Annotated in this window: 14 protein-coding genes; 6 read left to right on the forward strand and 8 right to left on the reverse strand. The window is 74.8% G+C overall.

Translation table 11 applies throughout. The annotated features are described in order from the left end of the window. Positions 1 to 397: 397 nt before the first annotated feature. Positions 398 to 1,198, reverse strand: a complete 801-nt coding sequence (locus tag D7294_RS10345) for a hypothetical protein (RefSeq protein ID WP_120677994.1) — start codon at positions 1,196 to 1,198, stop codon at positions 398 to 400. A gap of 132 nt (positions 1,199 to 1,330) precedes the next feature. Between D7294_RS10345 and D7294_RS10350 the strand changes: the two genes are divergently transcribed. After that, positions 1,331 to 2,251: an HhH-GPD family protein gene (locus D7294_RS10350; RefSeq protein ID WP_120677996.1), complete on the forward strand. Its 921-nt coding sequence runs from the start codon at positions 1,331 to 1,333 to the stop codon at positions 2,249 to 2,251. A gap of 361 nt (positions 2,252 to 2,612) precedes the next feature. Here D7294_RS10350 and D7294_RS10355 read toward each other — a convergent pair whose 3' ends face one another. Next, on the reverse strand, positions 2,613 to 3,293 hold the full coding sequence (locus D7294_RS10355) for an NADPH-dependent F420 reductase (protein WP_120677998.1): 681 nt from the start codon (positions 3,291 to 3,293) through the stop codon (positions 2,613 to 2,615). A gap of 230 nt (positions 3,294 to 3,523) precedes the next feature. Between D7294_RS10355 and D7294_RS10360 the strand changes: the two genes are divergently transcribed. Beyond that, positions 3,524 to 3,958: a winged helix-turn-helix transcriptional regulator gene (locus tag D7294_RS10360; RefSeq protein ID WP_120678001.1), complete on the forward strand. Its 435-nt coding sequence runs from the start codon at positions 3,524 to 3,526 to the stop codon at positions 3,956 to 3,958. Here D7294_RS10360 and D7294_RS10365 read toward each other — a convergent pair. Together D7294_RS10365 and D7294_RS10370 are read right to left on the reverse strand one after the other, a co-directional pair. Beyond that, positions 3,934 to 4,347: a GNAT family N-acetyltransferase gene (locus D7294_RS10365; protein WP_120678004.1), complete on the reverse strand. Its 414-nt coding sequence runs from the start codon at positions 4,345 to 4,347 to the stop codon at positions 3,934 to 3,936. The genes D7294_RS10360 and D7294_RS10365 overlap by 25 nt on opposite strands. Positions 4,348 to 4,441: 94 nt before the next feature. Beyond that, a complete protein-coding gene (locus D7294_RS10370) occupies positions 4,442 to 5,203 on the reverse strand; it encodes an alpha/beta fold hydrolase (RefSeq protein ID WP_158674604.1) in 762 nt (253 codons plus the stop codon). Positions 5,204 to 5,309: 106 nt separating this feature from the next. Here D7294_RS10370 and D7294_RS33935 point away from each other — a divergent pair, with 106 nt between their 5' ends. Together D7294_RS33935 and D7294_RS10380 are read left to right on the forward strand one after the other, a co-directional pair. Next, positions 5,310 to 5,864: a winged helix-turn-helix transcriptional regulator gene (locus tag D7294_RS33935; protein WP_120678012.1), complete on the forward strand. Its 555-nt coding sequence runs from the start codon at positions 5,310 to 5,312 to the stop codon at positions 5,862 to 5,864. 179 nt (positions 5,865 to 6,043) lie between these two features. Beyond that, positions 6,044 to 6,415, forward strand: a complete 372-nt coding sequence (locus D7294_RS10380; protein WP_120678014.1) for a nuclear transport factor 2 family protein — start codon at positions 6,044 to 6,046, stop codon at positions 6,413 to 6,415. Between the two features lie 34 nt (positions 6,416 to 6,449). Here D7294_RS10380 and D7294_RS10385 read toward each other — a convergent pair whose 3' ends face one another. The 3 genes from D7294_RS10385 to D7294_RS10395 all read right to left on the reverse strand — a co-directional run bounded on the left by D7294_RS10385 (position 6,450) and on the right by D7294_RS10395 (position 8,395). After that, positions 6,450 to 7,220 (reverse strand): MBL fold metallo-hydrolase, encoded by a 771-nt coding sequence (locus D7294_RS10385; RefSeq protein ID WP_120678017.1) that lies wholly within the window; start codon positions 7,218 to 7,220, stop codon positions 6,450 to 6,452. A gap of 116 nt (positions 7,221 to 7,336) precedes the next feature. After that, a complete protein-coding gene (locus tag D7294_RS10390) occupies positions 7,337 to 7,927 on the reverse strand; it encodes a DNA-3-methyladenine glycosylase I (RefSeq protein WP_120678615.1) in 591 nt (196 codons plus the stop codon). A gap of 237 nt (positions 7,928 to 8,164) precedes the next feature. Next, entirely contained in the window at positions 8,165 to 8,395 is a 231-nt protein-coding gene (locus tag D7294_RS10395; protein WP_120678020.1) for a hypothetical protein, read from the reverse strand. Between the two features lie 328 nt (positions 8,396 to 8,723). Here D7294_RS10395 and D7294_RS10400 point away from each other — a divergent pair, with 328 nt between their 5' ends. Both D7294_RS10400 and D7294_RS10405 read left to right on the forward strand, forming a co-directional pair. Then, the gene (locus tag D7294_RS10400; protein WP_241562253.1) at positions 8,724 to 10,256 is read left to right on the forward strand and encodes a cellulase family glycosylhydrolase; all 1,533 of its coding nucleotides are present in this window, start codon (positions 8,724 to 8,726) and stop codon (positions 10,254 to 10,256) included. 185 nt (positions 10,257 to 10,441) lie between these two features. Further along, positions 10,442 to 13,579, forward strand: coding sequence for an NACHT domain-containing protein (locus D7294_RS10405; protein WP_147450810.1), 3,138 nt, complete (start codon positions 10,442 to 10,444; stop codon positions 13,577 to 13,579). 125 nt (positions 13,580 to 13,704) lie between these two features. Here D7294_RS10405 and D7294_RS10410 read toward each other — a convergent pair whose 3' ends face one another. Further along, positions 13,705 to 16,227 (reverse strand): ATP-dependent Clp protease ATP-binding subunit, encoded by a 2,523-nt coding sequence (locus D7294_RS10410; protein WP_120678028.1) that lies wholly within the window; start codon positions 16,225 to 16,227, stop codon positions 13,705 to 13,707. Between the last annotated feature and the right edge of the window lie 157 nt (positions 16,228 to 16,384).

Here is a 16,384-nt window from a genome sequence, read left to right on the forward strand (position 1 = left end):
TGGCCGCCGCCCCGCCCACCGGTCGTGCCGCGCTCCCTCGCGCGGCGCCCCACGGCCCGGCCGCACCCGGCCCGCGCCTCCCGCAGGCGCCCCTCCCACAGGCACCCCTCCCACAGGCACCCTCCCGTGGGCACGCTTCCCGGCGGGCACGCCTCGCCCACGCATCCCGCCCACGCGCCCCGCCTGCTCCTCCCGCCCGGTGGGGCGCACGTCCCGCCCGCCGGGGCCCTGCGCCCGGTGGTCCGGGCCCGCAGTCACGCGCCGGGTCCCGCGCCCGTGCGCCGTGCTCCGCTGCCACGCGCCGCCCGCGCGCCGCCGGGGGCGGCGCCGCGGGTGTTCCCGCCGGCCCGGTGGCGGTTGCCGCCAGGGGGCGTGCCGGGCCGGGGCGGGAGCCGGTTCAGTCCTCGTCGAGCAGGAAGGGCGTCTGCACCACGGGGAAGCCCGTCAGCTGGGCCTCCGCCAGGTAGGTTCCCGGCGCCGCGGGCTCGCCCGCGGGCCCGTCGCAGTCCTGGGGCGTGGAGTGGCGCCGGTCCCAGTCGAAGCTGCGGGTCACCGCGCCGCCGGCCGCGATGCCCACCCAGTCGGAGGAGGCCCCCTCCGGGCAGTCGGCGGAGGACCACACCTGCTCGTCGGCGGCGTCGGCCAGGGTGACGGTCAGCGCCGCGTACCCGAGGTCGAGGCGGCAGGCGGACCCCGATTCGTTGTGCGCGGTCAGCAGCAGCCGCGGCTGCTGTTCCGGCGAGTAGTCGTTCTCCGCGCTGCTCAGCGTCAGCGACACGTCCGCGGGCAGGCAGTCGGCCAGCCCCGCCGGGTCGATGCCTACGGTGTCGCCGCCTCCGCCCGCGGAACCGTCGGCCGCCGCGCCGCCGTTCGAGCCGTCCGCGGCGCCGGTGCCCTCCTCGCCACCCGCTCCTGCCTCGTCCCCGGGCTCCCCGGACTCGGTGGAGGAGGTGTCACGGCCGCCCGGGCGCTCGTCTATGAACGACTCCGATGGGGTGGGTCCCGGGGTGATCGACTCGGCCGGCCCGCCGTTGCCGTCGTCGTGCCCGCCCGTCTGCTGCTCGTCGTCCCCGCCCGAGGGGCGCAGCGCCCAGACGATCAGCAGCACGACGATCACGACGGGTAGCAGCACAACGGCCCTTCGCCGCCAGTAGATGGAGGACGGCAGCGGCCCGACCGGAGTGCGCAGTGATCCCACGCGGAAACCTTACGAGACATCAGCGGGGCCTCGTTCCCCTCCCCTCCGCTTCCCCTGCGCCTCCCCCGTCGTCAACACGCGCGGCCGTGACCGCTTTGTGCCGTGCCCGCGGCATGCCAGGATCGCCTTGCCATGACTGCGACGACTCCCACGACTGTTCCGACGGCGACGGCCGACCCCACCGTCCTGCACGCCCCCGTCATCGACTGGTTCGACAAGAACGCCCGTGACCTGCCCTGGCGCCGCCCCGACGCGAACGCCTGGGGGGTCATGGTCAGCGAGTTCATGCTTCAGCAGACCCCCGTCAGCCGCGTGCTGCCGGTCTACGAGGAGTGGCTCAAGCGCTGGCCACGCCCCGCCGACCTGGCCGCGGAGGCGCCCGGCGAGGCCGTGCGCGCCTGGGGCCGCCTCGGCTACCCGCGCCGGGCGCTCCGGCTGCACAACGCGGCCGCCGCCATAGCGGAACGGCACGGCGGCGACGTGCCCACCGACCACCACCAGCTGCTGGCGCTGCCGGGCGTCGGCGAGTACACGGCCGCCGCGGTGGCCTCCTTCGCCTACGGGCAGCGGCACGCGGTCCTCGACACCAACGTCAGGCGGGTGTTCGCCCGCGCCGTCACCGGCACGGAGTTCCCGCCGAACGCGACGACCGCGGCCGAGCGCAAGCTCGCCAGGATGCTGCTGCCCGAGGAGCCGAGGACGGCGGCCCGCTGGGCGGCGGCCACGATGGAGCTCGGCGCGCTGCTGTGCACCGCGCGCACTCCGGCGTGCGGGCGGTGCCCGATCGCCGACCTGTGCGCCTGGCGCCGGGCGGGTTCACCGGCGCACGCGGGCCCCCCGCGCCGCACCCAGACGTACGCCGGAACCGACCGGCAGGTGCGCGGGAAGCTGCTTGCGGTGCTGCGCGAGGCGACGGCGCCGGTGCCGCGCCTCCTGCTCGACCGGGTCTGGGGTGACCCGGAGCAGCGGGCCCGCGCGCTGAACGGCCTGGTCGGCGACGGGCTGGTCGAAAGGCTCCCCGACGGCCGCTACCGCCTGCCGGGAGCCGGCTGACCCGGCCCCCTCCCCGTCCCCGCCTCACCGGCCCGCTTTCCGGACCCCGTCCCGCCCCCGCTTCGGCCCGCCTACCGGTCCCCTACCCGACTCCCCGAACCCCACCCCCGTTCCGCCCCGCCCCCGCCTCCTTCCCGCTCGCCCCCTCCCCTGTTCCCCGGCACCCTTCCGATCCCGGTCCCCTTCCGGTCCCGGTCCCCTTCCCCTCCGCCTCCGTCCGGTCCTGTCCCGCCCGGCCCGCTCCCCCGACTGCGTTCCCCTTCCGTCCCGTTGTCCGTCCCGTTGTCCGCCCCGTTGCCCGTTCTGCCGTCCGTTCCGTTGTCCCGCCTTCCGTCCCGTTGTCCGTTCCGCTTCCGGTTCGTCACCTCTCCGCGGTTTCCGGCTCGTCCGCGGGGTCCTGGCGCCTGCCGAGCGTGGGCCTGGGAGCGTCGGCTCCCACCCACGGCAGCACGGCCCTCGCCTGGGCCCCCTGCGCCCAGAGCCCGATCATGAAGGCGGCGGCCGCCTCGAGGAGTCCCGCTCGCTCGAGGCCACCGCCCGCCACGGGCACGCAGCCGAGGTCCGCGACCAGGGTGCCCACCAGGGCGAGCGCCGTCTCCTGGTCCCCACACAGCGGCACGCCGAGCGGCACGCCGTCGAAGACCGGTGGCGTCATCCGCCACACCTCGTCCGGGCAGAGGTTGAACGCCTTCACCACGTGCGCCCCCGGCGCCGCCGCGGCGATCCGTTCCGCCATCGAGGGGCCGCCCTCGGTGGCCAGGCGCACCGTGCCGGGCACCAGCGGGTTGGTGCAGTCGATCAGCGTGCGCCCGCGCAGGGCGCCGCCTCCCGCGCCCACCGCCGCCAGCACCTCCAGGGCGGCGTGGTCGGGCACCGCCAGGAGCACCGCCTCGCCGAACGTCGCGGCCGTGGCGAGGCTCTCCGCTCCCGGCCCGGCGCGCCGCGGGTCGCGCGCCCCGGACAGCACCTCGTGCCCCGCCTCCCGCCACCGGCCGCCGAGCGCCTGCGCCATCCTCCCGGCGCCCAGAATCCCGATCCGCATGCGTGCTTCCTCCCTGTGTCTCGCCTGTCTCTCGCCTGTCTCTCGCCCGTCGGCCCCGCCCACGCATGCCGGCCGGCCGTTGCCGCCGGCGGCCGTGCGGTGCGGGGCCTCGTGGACGGTGCCGCTTGGCCGGCGGAGCACGAAGGTAGAAGATCCGTCATGCACCATTCGGTGCCCGACGCCCGCCTCGGGGGCGGGACGGACGGGCCGGGGCCGGGAAAGGAGGCGGCGTGCCGGAGTTCATCGCGGACTGCCAGGCGAGGCTGGCCCTCGACCTGCTCGGCAACACCTGGAACGGCGTGGTCCTGTGGGCGTTGCGCCGGGGCGCGCAGCGCCCCCACGAACTGCGCCGGCGCATCGGCGGGATCAGCCCCAAGGTGCTCACCGAGACGCTGCGCAGGCTGGAGCACAACGGCCTGGTCGCCCACCGCCGGTACCGGGAGGCGCCGCCGCGCGTGGAGTACGCGCTCACCGGGCTGGGCCGTTCGCTGCTCCCGGCCATCGAGGCGCTCGGCCTGTGGGCGGTCGAGCACGCCGAGGAGGTGCTGGCGGCGCAGGACCGCGCGGAGCAAGGAGCGGGCCGCGCGGGCTACGCCGACGCCGGCCAGGCCGACGGCACCGGCCACCCCGGGGGCACCGGCTACGCCCCGAAGTCCCAGACCTGAACGGCGACCGGCTCCTCCGCGTCGCGGCCCGCGGAGCGGTACGTCGCCCTGGCCGCCTCGTTGTCCGCGTCGACGGCCACCCACATGCCGTAGCAGCCCCTGCTCCTGGCCAGGTCGGCCAGTGCCTCGACCAGCGCGCGGCCGATGCCGCGCCGCCGGTGCGCCTCGTCCACGCCGAGCTCGTACAGGAACATCTCGGTGCCCTTGTCCGGGTGCGTCGTCTCCACGCCGCTGACCATCCCGGCCGGCTCGCCGTCCACGTAGGCGAGCAGCAGGTGGTGGCCGGGCTCCGCCAGGAAGCGTTCCGCCCACTCCGCGTGCACCGGGCCGTCGAACAGCCCCTGCGCCGCCACCAGTTCGGCCACCGTCGCCGCCCGCCGGATCTCCATGCAGGCACGGTACGCCCCCGCGTCGCGCGCCGCCCCCACCCCCTCGCCGGCACCCGGGCCGCCGGCCAGGCGGGCGCGCCGTGGCGGCCTGGCCCTACATCCGGTCCGCGGCGAGGAAGGGCAGCACCCCGGCCAGCACCTCCCCGGAACGCGCCCACCCTGCCTGGTGGTCGGCGCCGGGCAGCGAGAGGAACTCCGCCCCGGCGCGGCGGGCCGTCTCCCGCATCGGCTCGTGCCAGGGGTCCTCCGTCCCGCAGTACAGCAGCGTGGGGAGGGGGCTGGCGACGAGGGCCGCGTCGAGCCCGCGATCCCGGGAGAACGCCTCGTAGTTGGCCCGCAGGGCCGCGGGCGAGGCGGCCTCGCAGACGGCGGCCGACCCCGGGTCGGCGTACGCGACCTGCAGGAGGAGGCCGTACGGGTCGGTGTCGGCGGGGAGCCGGTGCAGGCGGAGCTCGTGGCGGACCGCCGAGGCGAAGCCCTCCACCGGGTCCCAGGCCCCGGCGACGACCCGCTCGCAGCGTTCCGGGGCGTAGCGCACCAGGCCGAGGACGGTCAGGGCGCCCATCGAGTAGCCCCACACGGCGGCCCGGTCCGCGCCCAGGTCGTCGAGCACCGCGAGAACGGACTCGGCGCGGCGTTCCAGCGCGTAGGCGGCCGGCTCGCCGGGAGCGTCGCTCGCGCCGAGGCCGAGCGGGTCGACGGCGACGACGGTGTGGCTCTTCCGGAGGATTTCGGTGTAGCCGAAGGCGGCCCACCCGGCGCCGGTCTGGAACATTCCGGGGTGCAGCAGGAGGAGCGGCCCTTCACCGTCGACCTCGTACGCGATCCGGTGACCGTTGCTGCGTGCGTGCGGCATGCTCCGCTCCTCACCTCTCCAGCCCGGCCTCCGGCCAGGACTGTTACCACTTGTAACGGGAGTCATCCTGGGGCAGGCTCGGGGTGCCGCGGAAGGAGGCACTTTCATGTCGCGACGGAACACGGCGGTAACGCACCAGGTCACCGGGCCGCCCGCGAACGAACGCGGCGCCGCCTCCGGGGCGGCGGGCCGCGCCCACCCCCGCACGAACGCCGCCGGTCCCCTCGCGGACCCCGCCGGCTCCCTCCCTGACCCGGCAGACTCCCTCGCGGACCCGGCCGGCTCCCTCGCGGACCCGGCCGGCCTCGCGGACTGCCCGCTGCGGGAGGTGCTGGCGCTGATCGGCGACAAGTGGAGCGCCCAGGTGCTGGTGGTGCTCGGCGCGGGACCGCACCGGTTCACCCAGCTGGAGCGGGCGATCGAGGGCATCAGCCGCCGGATGCTGACCCTGAGCCTGCGCAACCTCGAACGCAACGGCCTGGTGACCCGCACCGTCCACCCCGACACCCCGCCCCGGGTGGAGTACGCGACCACGCCGCTGGCGGAGGAGATCCGCGCCCCGCTGGAAACGCTCGCCGAGTGGTCGCAGCGCAACCGCCCCACCATCGCCGCGGCCCGCCACCGCTACGACGCCCGCCGCCCAACCCCCGCGGCACGCTGACCGGCGATCGTACGGCGGGCCCCCGGGGGGTCACCCGTTGCCCTGCGGCCGGCTGTCAGAGGGCCGCGTTACCGTTCCGGTGCGGCGGAGCGTCCGTGCCCAGCGCGTCCGGTGCAGCGGTCGCGAAGAGCAGCGGCGACGCGGGGAGCAGTGAGTGACCGGGGAAGCGGTGAGCGCGAATGAGCCCGTTGCACGACTACATCGACGGCTGGCGGCGGCACGATGTTGCCGCCGTGCTGGCCACGCTCGCCGAGGACTGCGTGGTGGTGGAGAGTTACGGTCCCGTCTACCGCGGGCGGGAGCGGGTCGCGCAGTGGATGCGTGCCTGGTTCGGCGCCGGGGGCACCGTGGACGGGTGGGAGATCACCGGCGAGGCGGCGGCGGGGGACACGCTGGTGGCCGAGTGGGTCTTCTCCTGCACCTGGGAGGGCAAGCCGGCGACGTTCGACGGCGCCTCCGTCGCCCGGGTGCGGGAGGGCCGCATTCGCTCGCTGCGGGAGTACGCCACCACCGCTCCGCTCTACGAGTGGACCGGCACCTGGCGCGGCTGAGGGGGCTGGGGCGCCAGGGAGCGGACGAAGGCGCCTACGCGCCGGGCCCGGGCGGTGTGGCGGGGTCCCGCTCGGCGACGAGGCCGGGGAGGGCGACGGCCTTCGGCCCGCCGAACGCCGCCCCGGCCGCCTCGACGGCCGCTGCCGGGTCGGTGCCGGGCCACAGGTGGGTGAGCAGCAGCCGGGCGGCGCCCGCGGCGGCGGCGTACTCCCCGGCCAGGCGCGCGGTCATCAGGTAGGGCGCGTCCTCCTCCGGAACGCGCCGTACGTACGTCGCCTCGCACAGGAACACGTCCGCCCCCTCGGCCAGCCGCAGCAGCTCCGGGGTGGGCCCCGTGTCGCCGGTGTAGGCGACCACCGCCCCGCCCGCGGCCACCCGGAGACCGGCGTTCGGCAGGTGGTGGGGGAGCAGCCGGGTCTCCACGGCGAAGGGGCCGATCTCCAGGCGCTCCCCCGGCGTGAACTCGCCCAGGCGGTAGGCCGGCTCCAGCATGCCGGGCCGGTCGAGCGCGAGCACGGCGTCCAGGGCGCCGTGCGGCGCGAAGACCGGCAGCCGCGGCGGCGGTTGGTCCCGCAGCGCCCGCGCGCGCAGCAAGGGGTTGAGGTCGGCGCAGTGGTCGGGGTGGCCGTGCGTGACCAGCACCGCGTCGATCCGCTCCGCCGCGCCGTGCGTCAGGAGCGCCTGGAGGGTCCCGTAGCCCGGGTCGAGGAGGAGCCGGAACCCCGCGTGCTCCACGAGGTAGCCGCTGCGGGCCCGCTCCGCCGTCGGCCATGCCCCGCTTCCGCCCAGCACCACCAGCCGCATGCCGCCACGGTAGGCGACCCCCCGCGCGGCAGGAACCCGGGGGCAGGAACCCCGGGGGGCGGCCGGCCCGGCCGACCCTCCGCCGGCGGGCCGGCCGCCGCCCGCTCGCCCGGAGGTCAGCGGCCGAAGGGGCGGGCGTGGCAGTCGGCCAGGTGGTCGTTGACCAGGCCGCAGGCCTGCATCAGCGCGTAGGCCGTCGTCGGGCCGACGAAGCGGAGGCCGCGCCGCCGCAGCTCCTTCGACAGCGCGGTGGACTCCGGGGTGGTGGCCGGGATGTCGCCGTGCGCCTTCGGGGCCGGCCGCCCGGCCGGGTCGGGCGCGAAGGACCATATGAGCTCGGTGAGCTCGCCCCCGGCCCAGTCGGCGAGCACCCGGGCGTTGGACAGCGTGGCCTGGATCTTCAGCCGGTTCCTGATGATGCGCGGGTCCTCCAGCAGGCGGGCGGCGTCCTCCTCCGTGAAGGCCGCCACCTTCTCGATCACGAACCCGGCGAAGGCCTCCCGGAACCCCTCCCGGCGCCGCAGGATGGTCAGCCAGGAGAGCCCGGACTGGAACGCCTCCAGGCACAGCCGCTCGAACAGCGCGTCGTCCCCGCGCAGCGGGCGGCCCCACTCGGCGTCGTGGTACTCCCGGTAGTCCTCCGGCTTGACCCCCCACGGGCACCGCAGCAGCCCGTCGGGCCCGGCAACGGCCTGTGTTTCGTCCATGGGAGGCAGTCTGCACGAGGCCACTGACAGTCGGCCCCGGCGAGGGCGCCCGCCCGCGTTCGGCGCCCGCGTCCTCGCGGGCGTCCCGCCACCGCCCCCGGCGCCCCGACGGCCCCCGCCGCCCCGCCGTCCCACGGCGACCCGACGCTCCGGAGCCTCGCCGCGCCCACCGCGCCCACCGCCCCCGCCGAAGTCTCCGTGCGGCCCCGGGCGCCCGGGGCCGGAACGGCCCGTCCCTCAGGCCACCTCGCGCAGGTAGAGGGCGCCGCAGGTGTGGCAGCTCAGTTTGGGCCAGGTGCCCCAGTCCCCGTCGGGCCGCGTCTCCGCCTCCGGCTGGAGCACCCGCCCGCACATCGCGACGTTGCCGTCGCCGCGCACCATGTGCCAGGTCCGCACCTCGTGCCCGGGAGACTCCTCCTCGCCGCTCGCGCCCACGTGCTCGTACTCGGCGCGCATCGTGTGCCGCATGCCTTCCGCACCTCCGCTCGCTCACGCCTCCCTCCCATCCTGGGCCCGCCCCCGCCGCCCGGCGAACCGGGCCGAACCCCCCCGTCACACCGGCCCCCCCTGGCCCCCGGAGCACCCGCGCCCCTCCGGCGCCCCGGCCGCGGCGCCCTGCCCCGGCCCCCGGCCCCCGGCCGCCGCACCCCGCCTCCGCCGCCTCTCCGCCGCCCCCACAGCGGCCCGCAGACGTCGCGAGACGCGCGCACTCTCTTGACAGGTCCCCCTCATCACCCGCAGCATCCTCACGGGTATGGGAGCGCTCCCACTCCTTCCGGGAATCGAGGTGCGCACAGTGAAACACCGACACAGAGCGGGCTGGGTCCGCAGGCTGGCCGCGGGCGGGCTCACGCTCCTGCTCGCGCTCGGCGGGGCCGCGCTGACCAACGGCAGCGCCCAGGCCGCCCCGGGCGACGGCCCGTGGTCCACGGACGGCGCCCAGATCGTGGACGCGGCGGGCAACCCGGTCCGCATGACCGGCATCAACTGGTTCGGCATGGAGACCGACACGTTCGCGCCGCACGGCCTGTGGGCGCGGAACTACCAGGACATGCTCGACCAGATCAAGGAGCTGGGCTACAACACGCTCCGCCTGCCGTACTCCAACGAGCTCTTCGAGGCCGGCTCGGCGCCCAACGGCATCGACTACACCAGGAACCCCGATCTCCAGGGCCTGTCCGGCATCGAGATCATGGACAAGATCATCGACTACGCGGGCGAGATCGGCCTGCACGTCTTCCTGGACCAGCACCGTCCCGACTCCGCCGGGCAGTCCCCGCTCTGGTACACCTCGGGGCTCAGCGAGCAGCGCTGGATCGACGACTGGGTCATGCTGGCCGAGCGCTACCGCGGCAACGACACCGTCGTCGGCGCCGACCTGCACAACGAGCCCAACGGCGCCGCCACCTGGGGCAGCGGGAACCAGTCCACGGACTGGCGGCTGGCCGCCGAGCGCGGCGGCAACGCGATCCTCGCCGCCAACCCGGACTGGCTGATCATCGTCGAGGGCATCGAGTGCTACCAGGGCGACTGCAACTGGTGGGGCGGCAACCTCCAGGGCGCGGCCTCCTACCCGGTGCGCCTGAACGTCCCGCACAAGCTCGTCTACTCGGCCCACGAGTACGCCACCTCGGTCTACCCGCAGCCCTGGTTCAACGACCCGTCCTTCCCGAACAACCTCCCGGCCCGCTGGGACAAGTACTGGGGCTACCTGGAGAACGCGGACACCGCCCCGGTCCTGCTCGGCGAGTTCGGCAGCACGCTCACCGCCACCAAGGACCAGCAGTGGCTGGCCGAACTGCTCGACTACATGGGCACGGGCAGCGGCGGCATGGACTTCACCTACTGGACGCTCAACCCCAACTCCGGTGACACCGGCGGCATCCTGAACGGCGACTGGACCACGGTCGACCAGAACAAGCAGCGCTTCCTCGACCCGTACCTGATCCCCGTGGGGGAGGTCGGCGATCCCGGCGACCCGGGAGACCCGGGCGATCCAGGGGACCCCGGCACGCCGGCGGCCTGCGACGTCACCGTGCAGATCGCCAGTAGCTGGAACGGCGGCTACCAGGCCAACCTCACCGTCACCAACACCGGTACGAGCCCGATCGGCGGCTGGCGTCTCGTCTTCCCGCTGCCGAGCGGCCAGCAGCTGAGCAGCGGCTGGAACGCGAGCTTCACCCAGTCCGGCCAGAGCGTCACCGCCACGAACCTGGACTGGAACGCCACCATCCCGGCCGGCGGCAGCGTCTCCTTCGGCTTCATCGTCAGCGGCTCGACCGACACCGCGCCCTCCTCGTTCACGCTCAACGGCAGCACCTGCTCCTGAGGGTCCGGCGCCCGAACCCGGCCGTCTCGCCTGAGCCCGGCCACCTCCCGGGAGCCCGGCCACCCGCCGGGAATCGGGCCGCCTCCGGCGCGTCCCGGTGTCCGTGCGGCGCCCCGCGGCAGGGCCGTGCCGCCGCCTCGGTCCCCACCAGGGTCCGGGGCGGCGGCCCCGCATAGGCTGAGGCCATGGACGTCTCGGGGGGTATGGTCCTGCGGCTCGCGTCCAGCGTGGTGACGCCGCTGGTGAAACGGCTCTTCAGGACCGGCGAGCCGGGGGCCGGGCTGGTGGCGGGGCCGGTGCGGCTCTCCGCGCTGGTGACCTTCCGCGGCGAGAAGCAGACCCTGACCGAGGCCGAACTCACCCGGCTGGCCCGGGCCCTGGTCGACCGCGCCGCCCGCGACCTGGACCCGCACGACCCGCTGCCCGAGGGCGAACGGGCCTGCGTGGCCGAGGCGTTGGCGCAGGCCCTGCTGGGGCTGGGCGAGCTCGGCATGGACGACGTGCAGGCCGTCCGCCTCGGCCACCGCGAACTCGCCCGCCGGCTGCGGGAGGCACGGCCCGGCCTGCCGGAGGGGCACCTGCTGGCGCGGGACGCGGAGCACCTGTTCGAGGCCCTGCTGGACGTCGCCTGCCTGCACATCCTGAACTTCTTCACCCAGCGCTCGGCCTTCGTCGCCCGCACCCTGGTCGAGCAGAGCCGCCTGCTGGACCGCCTGGTCCGCACGGCCGACCTCATCGCCGAGCGCCTGCCGCCGCGTTCGGTGGAGGACGCCGCCTTCGAGAAGCGCTACGCCGCCTACGTCGGGCGCGAGCACGGCCGCCTCACGGTCCACGGCCTCGACCTGGAGCAGTCCCGCCGCTGGCCGCTCGACGACGCCTACCTGAGCCTGGAGACCCACGACCAGCCGGAGGCTCCGCCGCGGCGCGCGGAGGTGGCGCTCGCCTACCGGCCCCGCGTGCTGCTGCGCGGCCTCGCCGGCTCGGGCAAGACCACGCTCGTCCAGTGGCTCGCCGTCGCCGCCGCCGGGCAGGACGTGGACAGCGGGATACCGGACCTGTTCGGCCACGTGCCCTTCGTGCTGCCCGTCCGCACCCTGACCCGCGACGGCCGGTCGCTGCCCTTGCCCGGCGCCTTCCTGTCCGCCGTCGACTGCCCGCTGGCCGGGGCCCAGCCGGAACGCTGGGCCGACCGGGTCCTGGCCGCGGGGCGCGGCCTCCTGCTCGTCGACGGGGTGGACGAGATCCCCGAGGAGGAGCGCGAGGGCGTCCGCCGCTGGCTGCGCCGCCTGGAGTCCTCCTACCCGGGCAACCGCTGGCTGGTCACCGCACGGCCCTCGGCGATCGAGCGCGACTGGCTGGGCGCGGAGGGCTTCGCCGAACTCACCCTCGCCCCCATGGGCCGGGACGACGTGGGGGCCTTCGTGCACCGGTGGCACCGGGCGGTCGGGGCGCAGGAGCAGCAGGAGCGCGCCCTGCGGGAGCTCCTCGACCGGCGCGCCGACCTCGCCGCCCTGGCCACCAGCCCGCTGATGTGCGCCCTGATCTGCGCCCTGCACCGGGAGCGCAACGGCCACCTGCCGCGCGGCCGCAAGGCCCTGTACGACGCGGCGCTGACGATGCTCCTCGAACGCCGGGACCGGGAGCGCCCCGACCCACCGCGCGGCGGGCTCGACCTGGACACCGACACGCAGCTCTCGCTGCTCCAGAAGCTCGCGTACTGGCTGATCACCAACGGCCGCGCCGAGCTCAACGCCGAACTGGCCGCCCGGCTGCTCGCCCAGGCGCTCCCGGCCCTCGGGGGCGGGCAGGCGCTCGGCTCGGGCGCGGAGGTGCTGCGGCACCTGGTGGAGCGTTCCGGGGTGCTGCGCGAGCCGATGGAGGGGGCGGTCGACTTCGTGCACCGCACCTTCCAGGACTACCTGGGGGCGCGGGAGATCGTCGAGTGGCAGCACTTCCCCGCCCTGGTCGAGAAGGCGCACCTGGACCAGTGGGAGGACGTGGTCCGGATGGCCGTGGCCCACGCCCAGCCGCTCCAGCGGGGCGAGTTGCTCACCGCCCTGCTGGAGCGCGGGGACCGGGACCAGGAGCACCGCACGCGGCTGCACCTGCTGGCCGTCGCCTGCCTCGACCAGGCCACCCAGCTCGCCCCCGAGGTGCGGGAGGCGGTGGCCGGGCGCGCCGCCCGTTTCCTGCCGCCGCGGGTTCCGGCCGAGGGCGTCTCGCTGGCCGCCGCGGGGGCCGTGGCCCTCAGCGTGCTGCCCCCGCCGGACGGGCTCGGGGACCAGGAGGCGGCCGCGGTGGTGCTGGCGGCGGTTCGCGTCGGCACCGACGCGGCGATTCCCCACCTGCGGCCCTTCCGGAACCATCCCTCGCCCGAGGTGCGCCACCGGCTCGCCACCTCCTGGTACCGCTTCGGCACCGAGCGCTACTTCGAGGAGGTCATCGCCCACCTGCGGCTGGACGGGGAGGTGACGCTCCCGGTGACGAGCCGGGAGGAGCTGCGGCTGCTGGAGAGGATGCGCCCGCGGCCGCGGCGGGTGGACCTGCGGGGCGGCTTCACGACCTGGGACATCGCCACCCGCCTGGCCTCGCTGCCGCTGACCGCGCTCGGCCTGCGGGAGTGCCGGGAGCTGGGCGGGGTGGGCTTCGTGCGGGACTTCCCCGAGCTGACCGGCCTGCTGATCGACGCCTGCCCGCAGATACGCGACCTTTCCCCCCTGGCCGGCACCGGCGTGCGGACGCTGAGCCTGCACGCCGACGCGGCCTCCTGGCGGCCGCAGGGCCTGGCCCGCCTTCAGGCCCTGGCGGAGCTCACCCTGGGCCGCCTCTTCCCGCTCGGCGCGCTGGCGGAGCTCCCCGCCGGGGCGCCGCTGCGGGCGCTGACCCTGCCCGCGCGGCCGCCGGTCCTGACCGGCCTGGCGGCCTGGCCCTCCCTCACGCACCTGGGGCTGCAGCACTGCGCGCGGGCGCTGTCCGCGGCCGAGGCGGTGGCCCTGGCGGGCCTGCCCCGGCTCGTCTCCGTGAGCCTCAGCCTGCCCGTGCTGCGTTCCCTGGCCCGCGCGGGAGTGGTCCTGCCCGCGGTCGAGGCGGTCACCTGCCTGTCGCACGAGGGGCCGCGGCCCGAGGACGGGGACCTGGCGGCCCTCGCCGCCGTGTTCCCCGGCCTGGCGCGGCTGCACCTCGTCGGATGGCAGTCCCTGGGCGCCGCCCCGCTCGCCGGGCTGCCCGGGCTGCGCGCGGTGCGGTGCAGCGAGCCGCTTCCCCGCCCGGCGGGCCTCCCCGCCCACGTGGAGTTCCTCGCCCCGCCCGCCCCCCGCTACTGACCGGGCGGACACGGGCCGGGCGGGACACGGCACCGGGCGGGACACGGGCGGGCGGGGCCGAAGGGCCGGGAACGCGACGGCGCCCCCGCCCGGGTGGGCGGGGGCGCCGTCGGCGTCGGGGCGGGTCAGTCCTTCGACAGGTTCGGGCCGCCCTTGGCCGCCTGCTCCACCGGGGGAGCGTCGGGCAGCGCGGACTTCTCCTCGCCGCGGAAGGTGAAGACCTTGTCCTTGCCCTCGCCCTCGGTGTCCACGACCACGATGTGCCCGGGCCGCAGCTCGCCGAAGAGGATCTTCTCCGAGAGCAGGTCCTCGATGTCCCGCTGGATGGTCCGGCGCAGCGGCCTGGCGCCGAGCACCGGGTCGTACCCGCGCTTGGCCAGGAGCTGCTTGGCCTCCGTGCTGAGCTCGATCCCCATGTCGCGGTCCTTCAGGCGGTCGTCCACCTGCGCGATCATCAGGTCGACGATCTTGATGATGTCGTCCTGGGTCAGCTGGTGGAAGACCACCGTGTCGTCGACGCGGTTCAGGAACTCGGGGCGGAAGTGCTGCTTCAGCTCGTCGTTGACCTTGGCCTTCATCCGGTCGTACCCGGTGGCGACGTCGCCGGCCACCGCGAAGCCCATGTTGAAGCCCTTGGAGATGTCCCGGGTACCGAGGTTCGTCGTCATGATGATGACGGTGTTCTTGAAGTCCACGACCCGGCCCTGGGAGTCGGTCAGGCGACCGTCCTCCAGGATCTGCAGCAGCGAGTTGAAGATGTCCGGGTGGGCCTTCTCCACCTCGTCGAAGAGGACCACGGAGAACGGCTTCCTGCGGACCTTCTCCGTCAGCTGGCCGCCCTCCTCGTACCCGACGTAGCCGGGCGGGGAGCCGAAGAGCCGGGAGACCGTGTGCTTCTCGCCGAACTCCGACATGTCGAGGGAGATCAGCGCGTCCTCGTCGCCGAACAGGAACTCGGCCAGCGTCTTGGACAGCTCGGTCTTGCCGACGCCCGAGGGGCCCGCGAAGATGAACGATCCGCCCGGGCGCTTCGGGTCCTTCAGGCCCGCCCTGGTGCGGCGGATGGCCTGGGAGAGCGCCTTGATGGCGTCCTCCTGCCCGATGACGCGCTTGTGCAGCTCGTCCTCCATCCGCAGCAGCCGGGAGGACTCCTCCTCGGTCAGCTTGAACACCGGGATGCCGGTGGAGGCGGCCAGGACCTCGGCGATGAGCTCCTCGTCCACCTCGGCGACGACGTCCATGTCGCCGGACTTCCACTCCTTCTCCCGCTGCGCCTTCGCCGCGAGCAGCTGCTTCTCGTTGTCACGCAGCGAGGCGGCCTTCTCGAAGTCCTGCGAGTCGATCGCGGACTCCTTCTCCCGGCGCACCCCGGCGATCTTCTCGTCGAACTCGCGCAGGTCCGGCGGTGCGGTCATCCGGCGGATGCGCATCCTGGACCCGGCCTCGTCGATGAGGTCGATCGCCTTGTCGGGCAGGAACCGGTCCGAGATGTACCGGTCGGCCAGCTGGGCGGCGGCCACCAGCGCGGCGTCGGTGATGGAGACGCGGTGGTGCGCCTCGTACCGGTCGCGCAGGCCCTTGAGGATCTCGATCGTGTGCGGCAGCGAGGGCTCGGCGACCTGGATCGGCTGGAACCTGCGCTCGAGCGCGGCGTCCTTCTCCAGGTACTTCCGGTACTCGTCGAGCGTGGTCGCGCCGATGGTCTGCAGCTCGCCGCGGGCCAGCATCGGCTTGAGGATGCTGGCGGCGTCGATCGCGCCCTCGGCGGCGCCGGCGCCGACGAGCGTGTGCAGCTCGTCGATGAACAGGATGATGTCGCCGCGGGTGCGGATCTCCTTGAGCACCTTCTTCAGGCGCTCCTCGAAGTCACCGCGGTACCTGGACCCGGCGACCAGGGCGCCGAGGTCCAGCGTGTACAGGTGCTTGTCCTTGAGCGTCTCGGGCACCTCGCCCTTGACGATGGCCTGCGCGAGGCCCTCGACGACGGCCGTCTTGCCGACGCCGGGCTCGCCGATCAGGACCGGGTTGTTCTTCGTCCGGCGGGAGAGCACCTGCATGACCCGCTCGATCTCCTTCTCGCGCCCGATGACCGGGTCGAGCTTGGATTCGCGCGCGGCCTGGGTGAGGTTCCGGCCGAACTGGTCGAGGACCAGGGAGGTCGACGGGGTGCCCTCGGAGGGAGCGCCCGCCGTGGCGGCTTCCTTGCCGCCGGAGTAACCGGACAGCAGCTGGATGACCTGCTGGCGCACCCGGTTCAGGTCGGCACCGAGCTTCACCAGGACCTGGGCCGCGACGCCTTCGCCCTCGCGGATCAGGCCGAGGAGGATGTGCTCCGTACCGATGTAGTTGTGGCCGAGCTGGAGGGCCTCGCGGAGCGAAAGCTCCAGCACCTTCTTGGCCCGGGGAGTGAACGGGATGTGCCCGGACGGTGCCTGCTGGCCCTGCCCGATGATCTCCTCCACCTGCTGGCGGACCGCCTCAAGCGAGATCCCGAGGCTCTCCAGGGCCTTAGCGGCGACACCCTCACCCTCGTGGATCAGGCCAAGAAGGATGTGCTCGGTGCCGATGTAGTTGTGGTTGAGCATCCGGGCCTCTTCCTGAGCCAGGACGACAACCCGCCGCGCACGGTCGGTGAACCTCTCGAACATCGTTAATCGCTCCTCAGAGCGGTCAGGCAGTAAAGGGGTCGGTCCCCTCCCTGTCCTTCCGCAGCTTAGTCCCGCAACGGGGGACCGCTCATTCCAAACTGTCTACTCCTGCTCCGGCCGGCGTGCCCCGAACAGGCGACAACAGTTCCAACCCGAT

The sequence above is a fragment of the Streptomyces hoynatensis genome, from assembly GCF_003626535.1.
Classification (GTDB): Bacteria; Actinomycetota; Actinomycetes; order Streptomycetales; family Streptomycetaceae; genus Streptomyces; species Streptomyces hoynatensis.

Bases quoted from the DNA above. Each gene is read 5' to 3' on its own strand.
- D7294_RS10355 (WP_120677998.1), bottom strand. From the start codon at position 3,293: ATGCGGATCGGGATTCTGGGCGCCGGGAGGATGGCGCAGGCGCTCGGC.
- D7294_RS10385 (WP_120678017.1), bottom strand. From the start codon at position 7,220: ATGCGGCTGGTGGTGCTGGGCGGAAGCGGGGCATGGCCGACGGCGGAG.
- D7294_RS10365 (WP_120678004.1), bottom strand. From the start codon at position 4,347: ATGGAGATCCGGCGGGCGGCGACGGTGGCCGAACTGGTGGCGGCGCAG.
- D7294_RS10410 (WP_120678028.1), bottom strand. From the start codon at position 16,227: ATGTTCGAGAGGTTCACCGACCGTGCGCGGCGGGTTGTCGTCCTGGCT.
- D7294_RS33935 (WP_120678012.1), top strand. From the start codon at position 5,310: ATGTCGCGACGGAACACGGCGGTAACGCACCAGGTCACCGGGCCGCCC.
- D7294_RS10390 (WP_120678615.1), bottom strand. From the start codon at position 7,927: ATGGACGAAACACAGGCCGTTGCCGGGCCCGACGGGCTGCTGCGGTGC.
- D7294_RS10370 (WP_158674604.1), bottom strand. From the start codon at position 5,203: ATGCCGCACGCACGCAGCAACGGTCACCGGATCGCGTACGAGGTCGAC.
- D7294_RS10350 (WP_120677996.1), top strand. From the start codon at position 1,331: ATGACTGCGACGACTCCCACGACTGTTCCGACGGCGACGGCCGACCCC.
- D7294_RS10405 (WP_147450810.1), top strand. From the start codon at position 10,442: ATGGACGTCTCGGGGGGTATGGTCCTGCGGCTCGCGTCCAGCGTGGTG.
- D7294_RS10395 (WP_120678020.1), bottom strand. From the start codon at position 8,395: ATGCGGCACACGATGCGCGCCGAGTACGAGCACGTGGGCGCGAGCGGC.
- D7294_RS10380 (WP_120678014.1), top strand. From the start codon at position 6,044: ATGAGCCCGTTGCACGACTACATCGACGGCTGGCGGCGGCACGATGTT.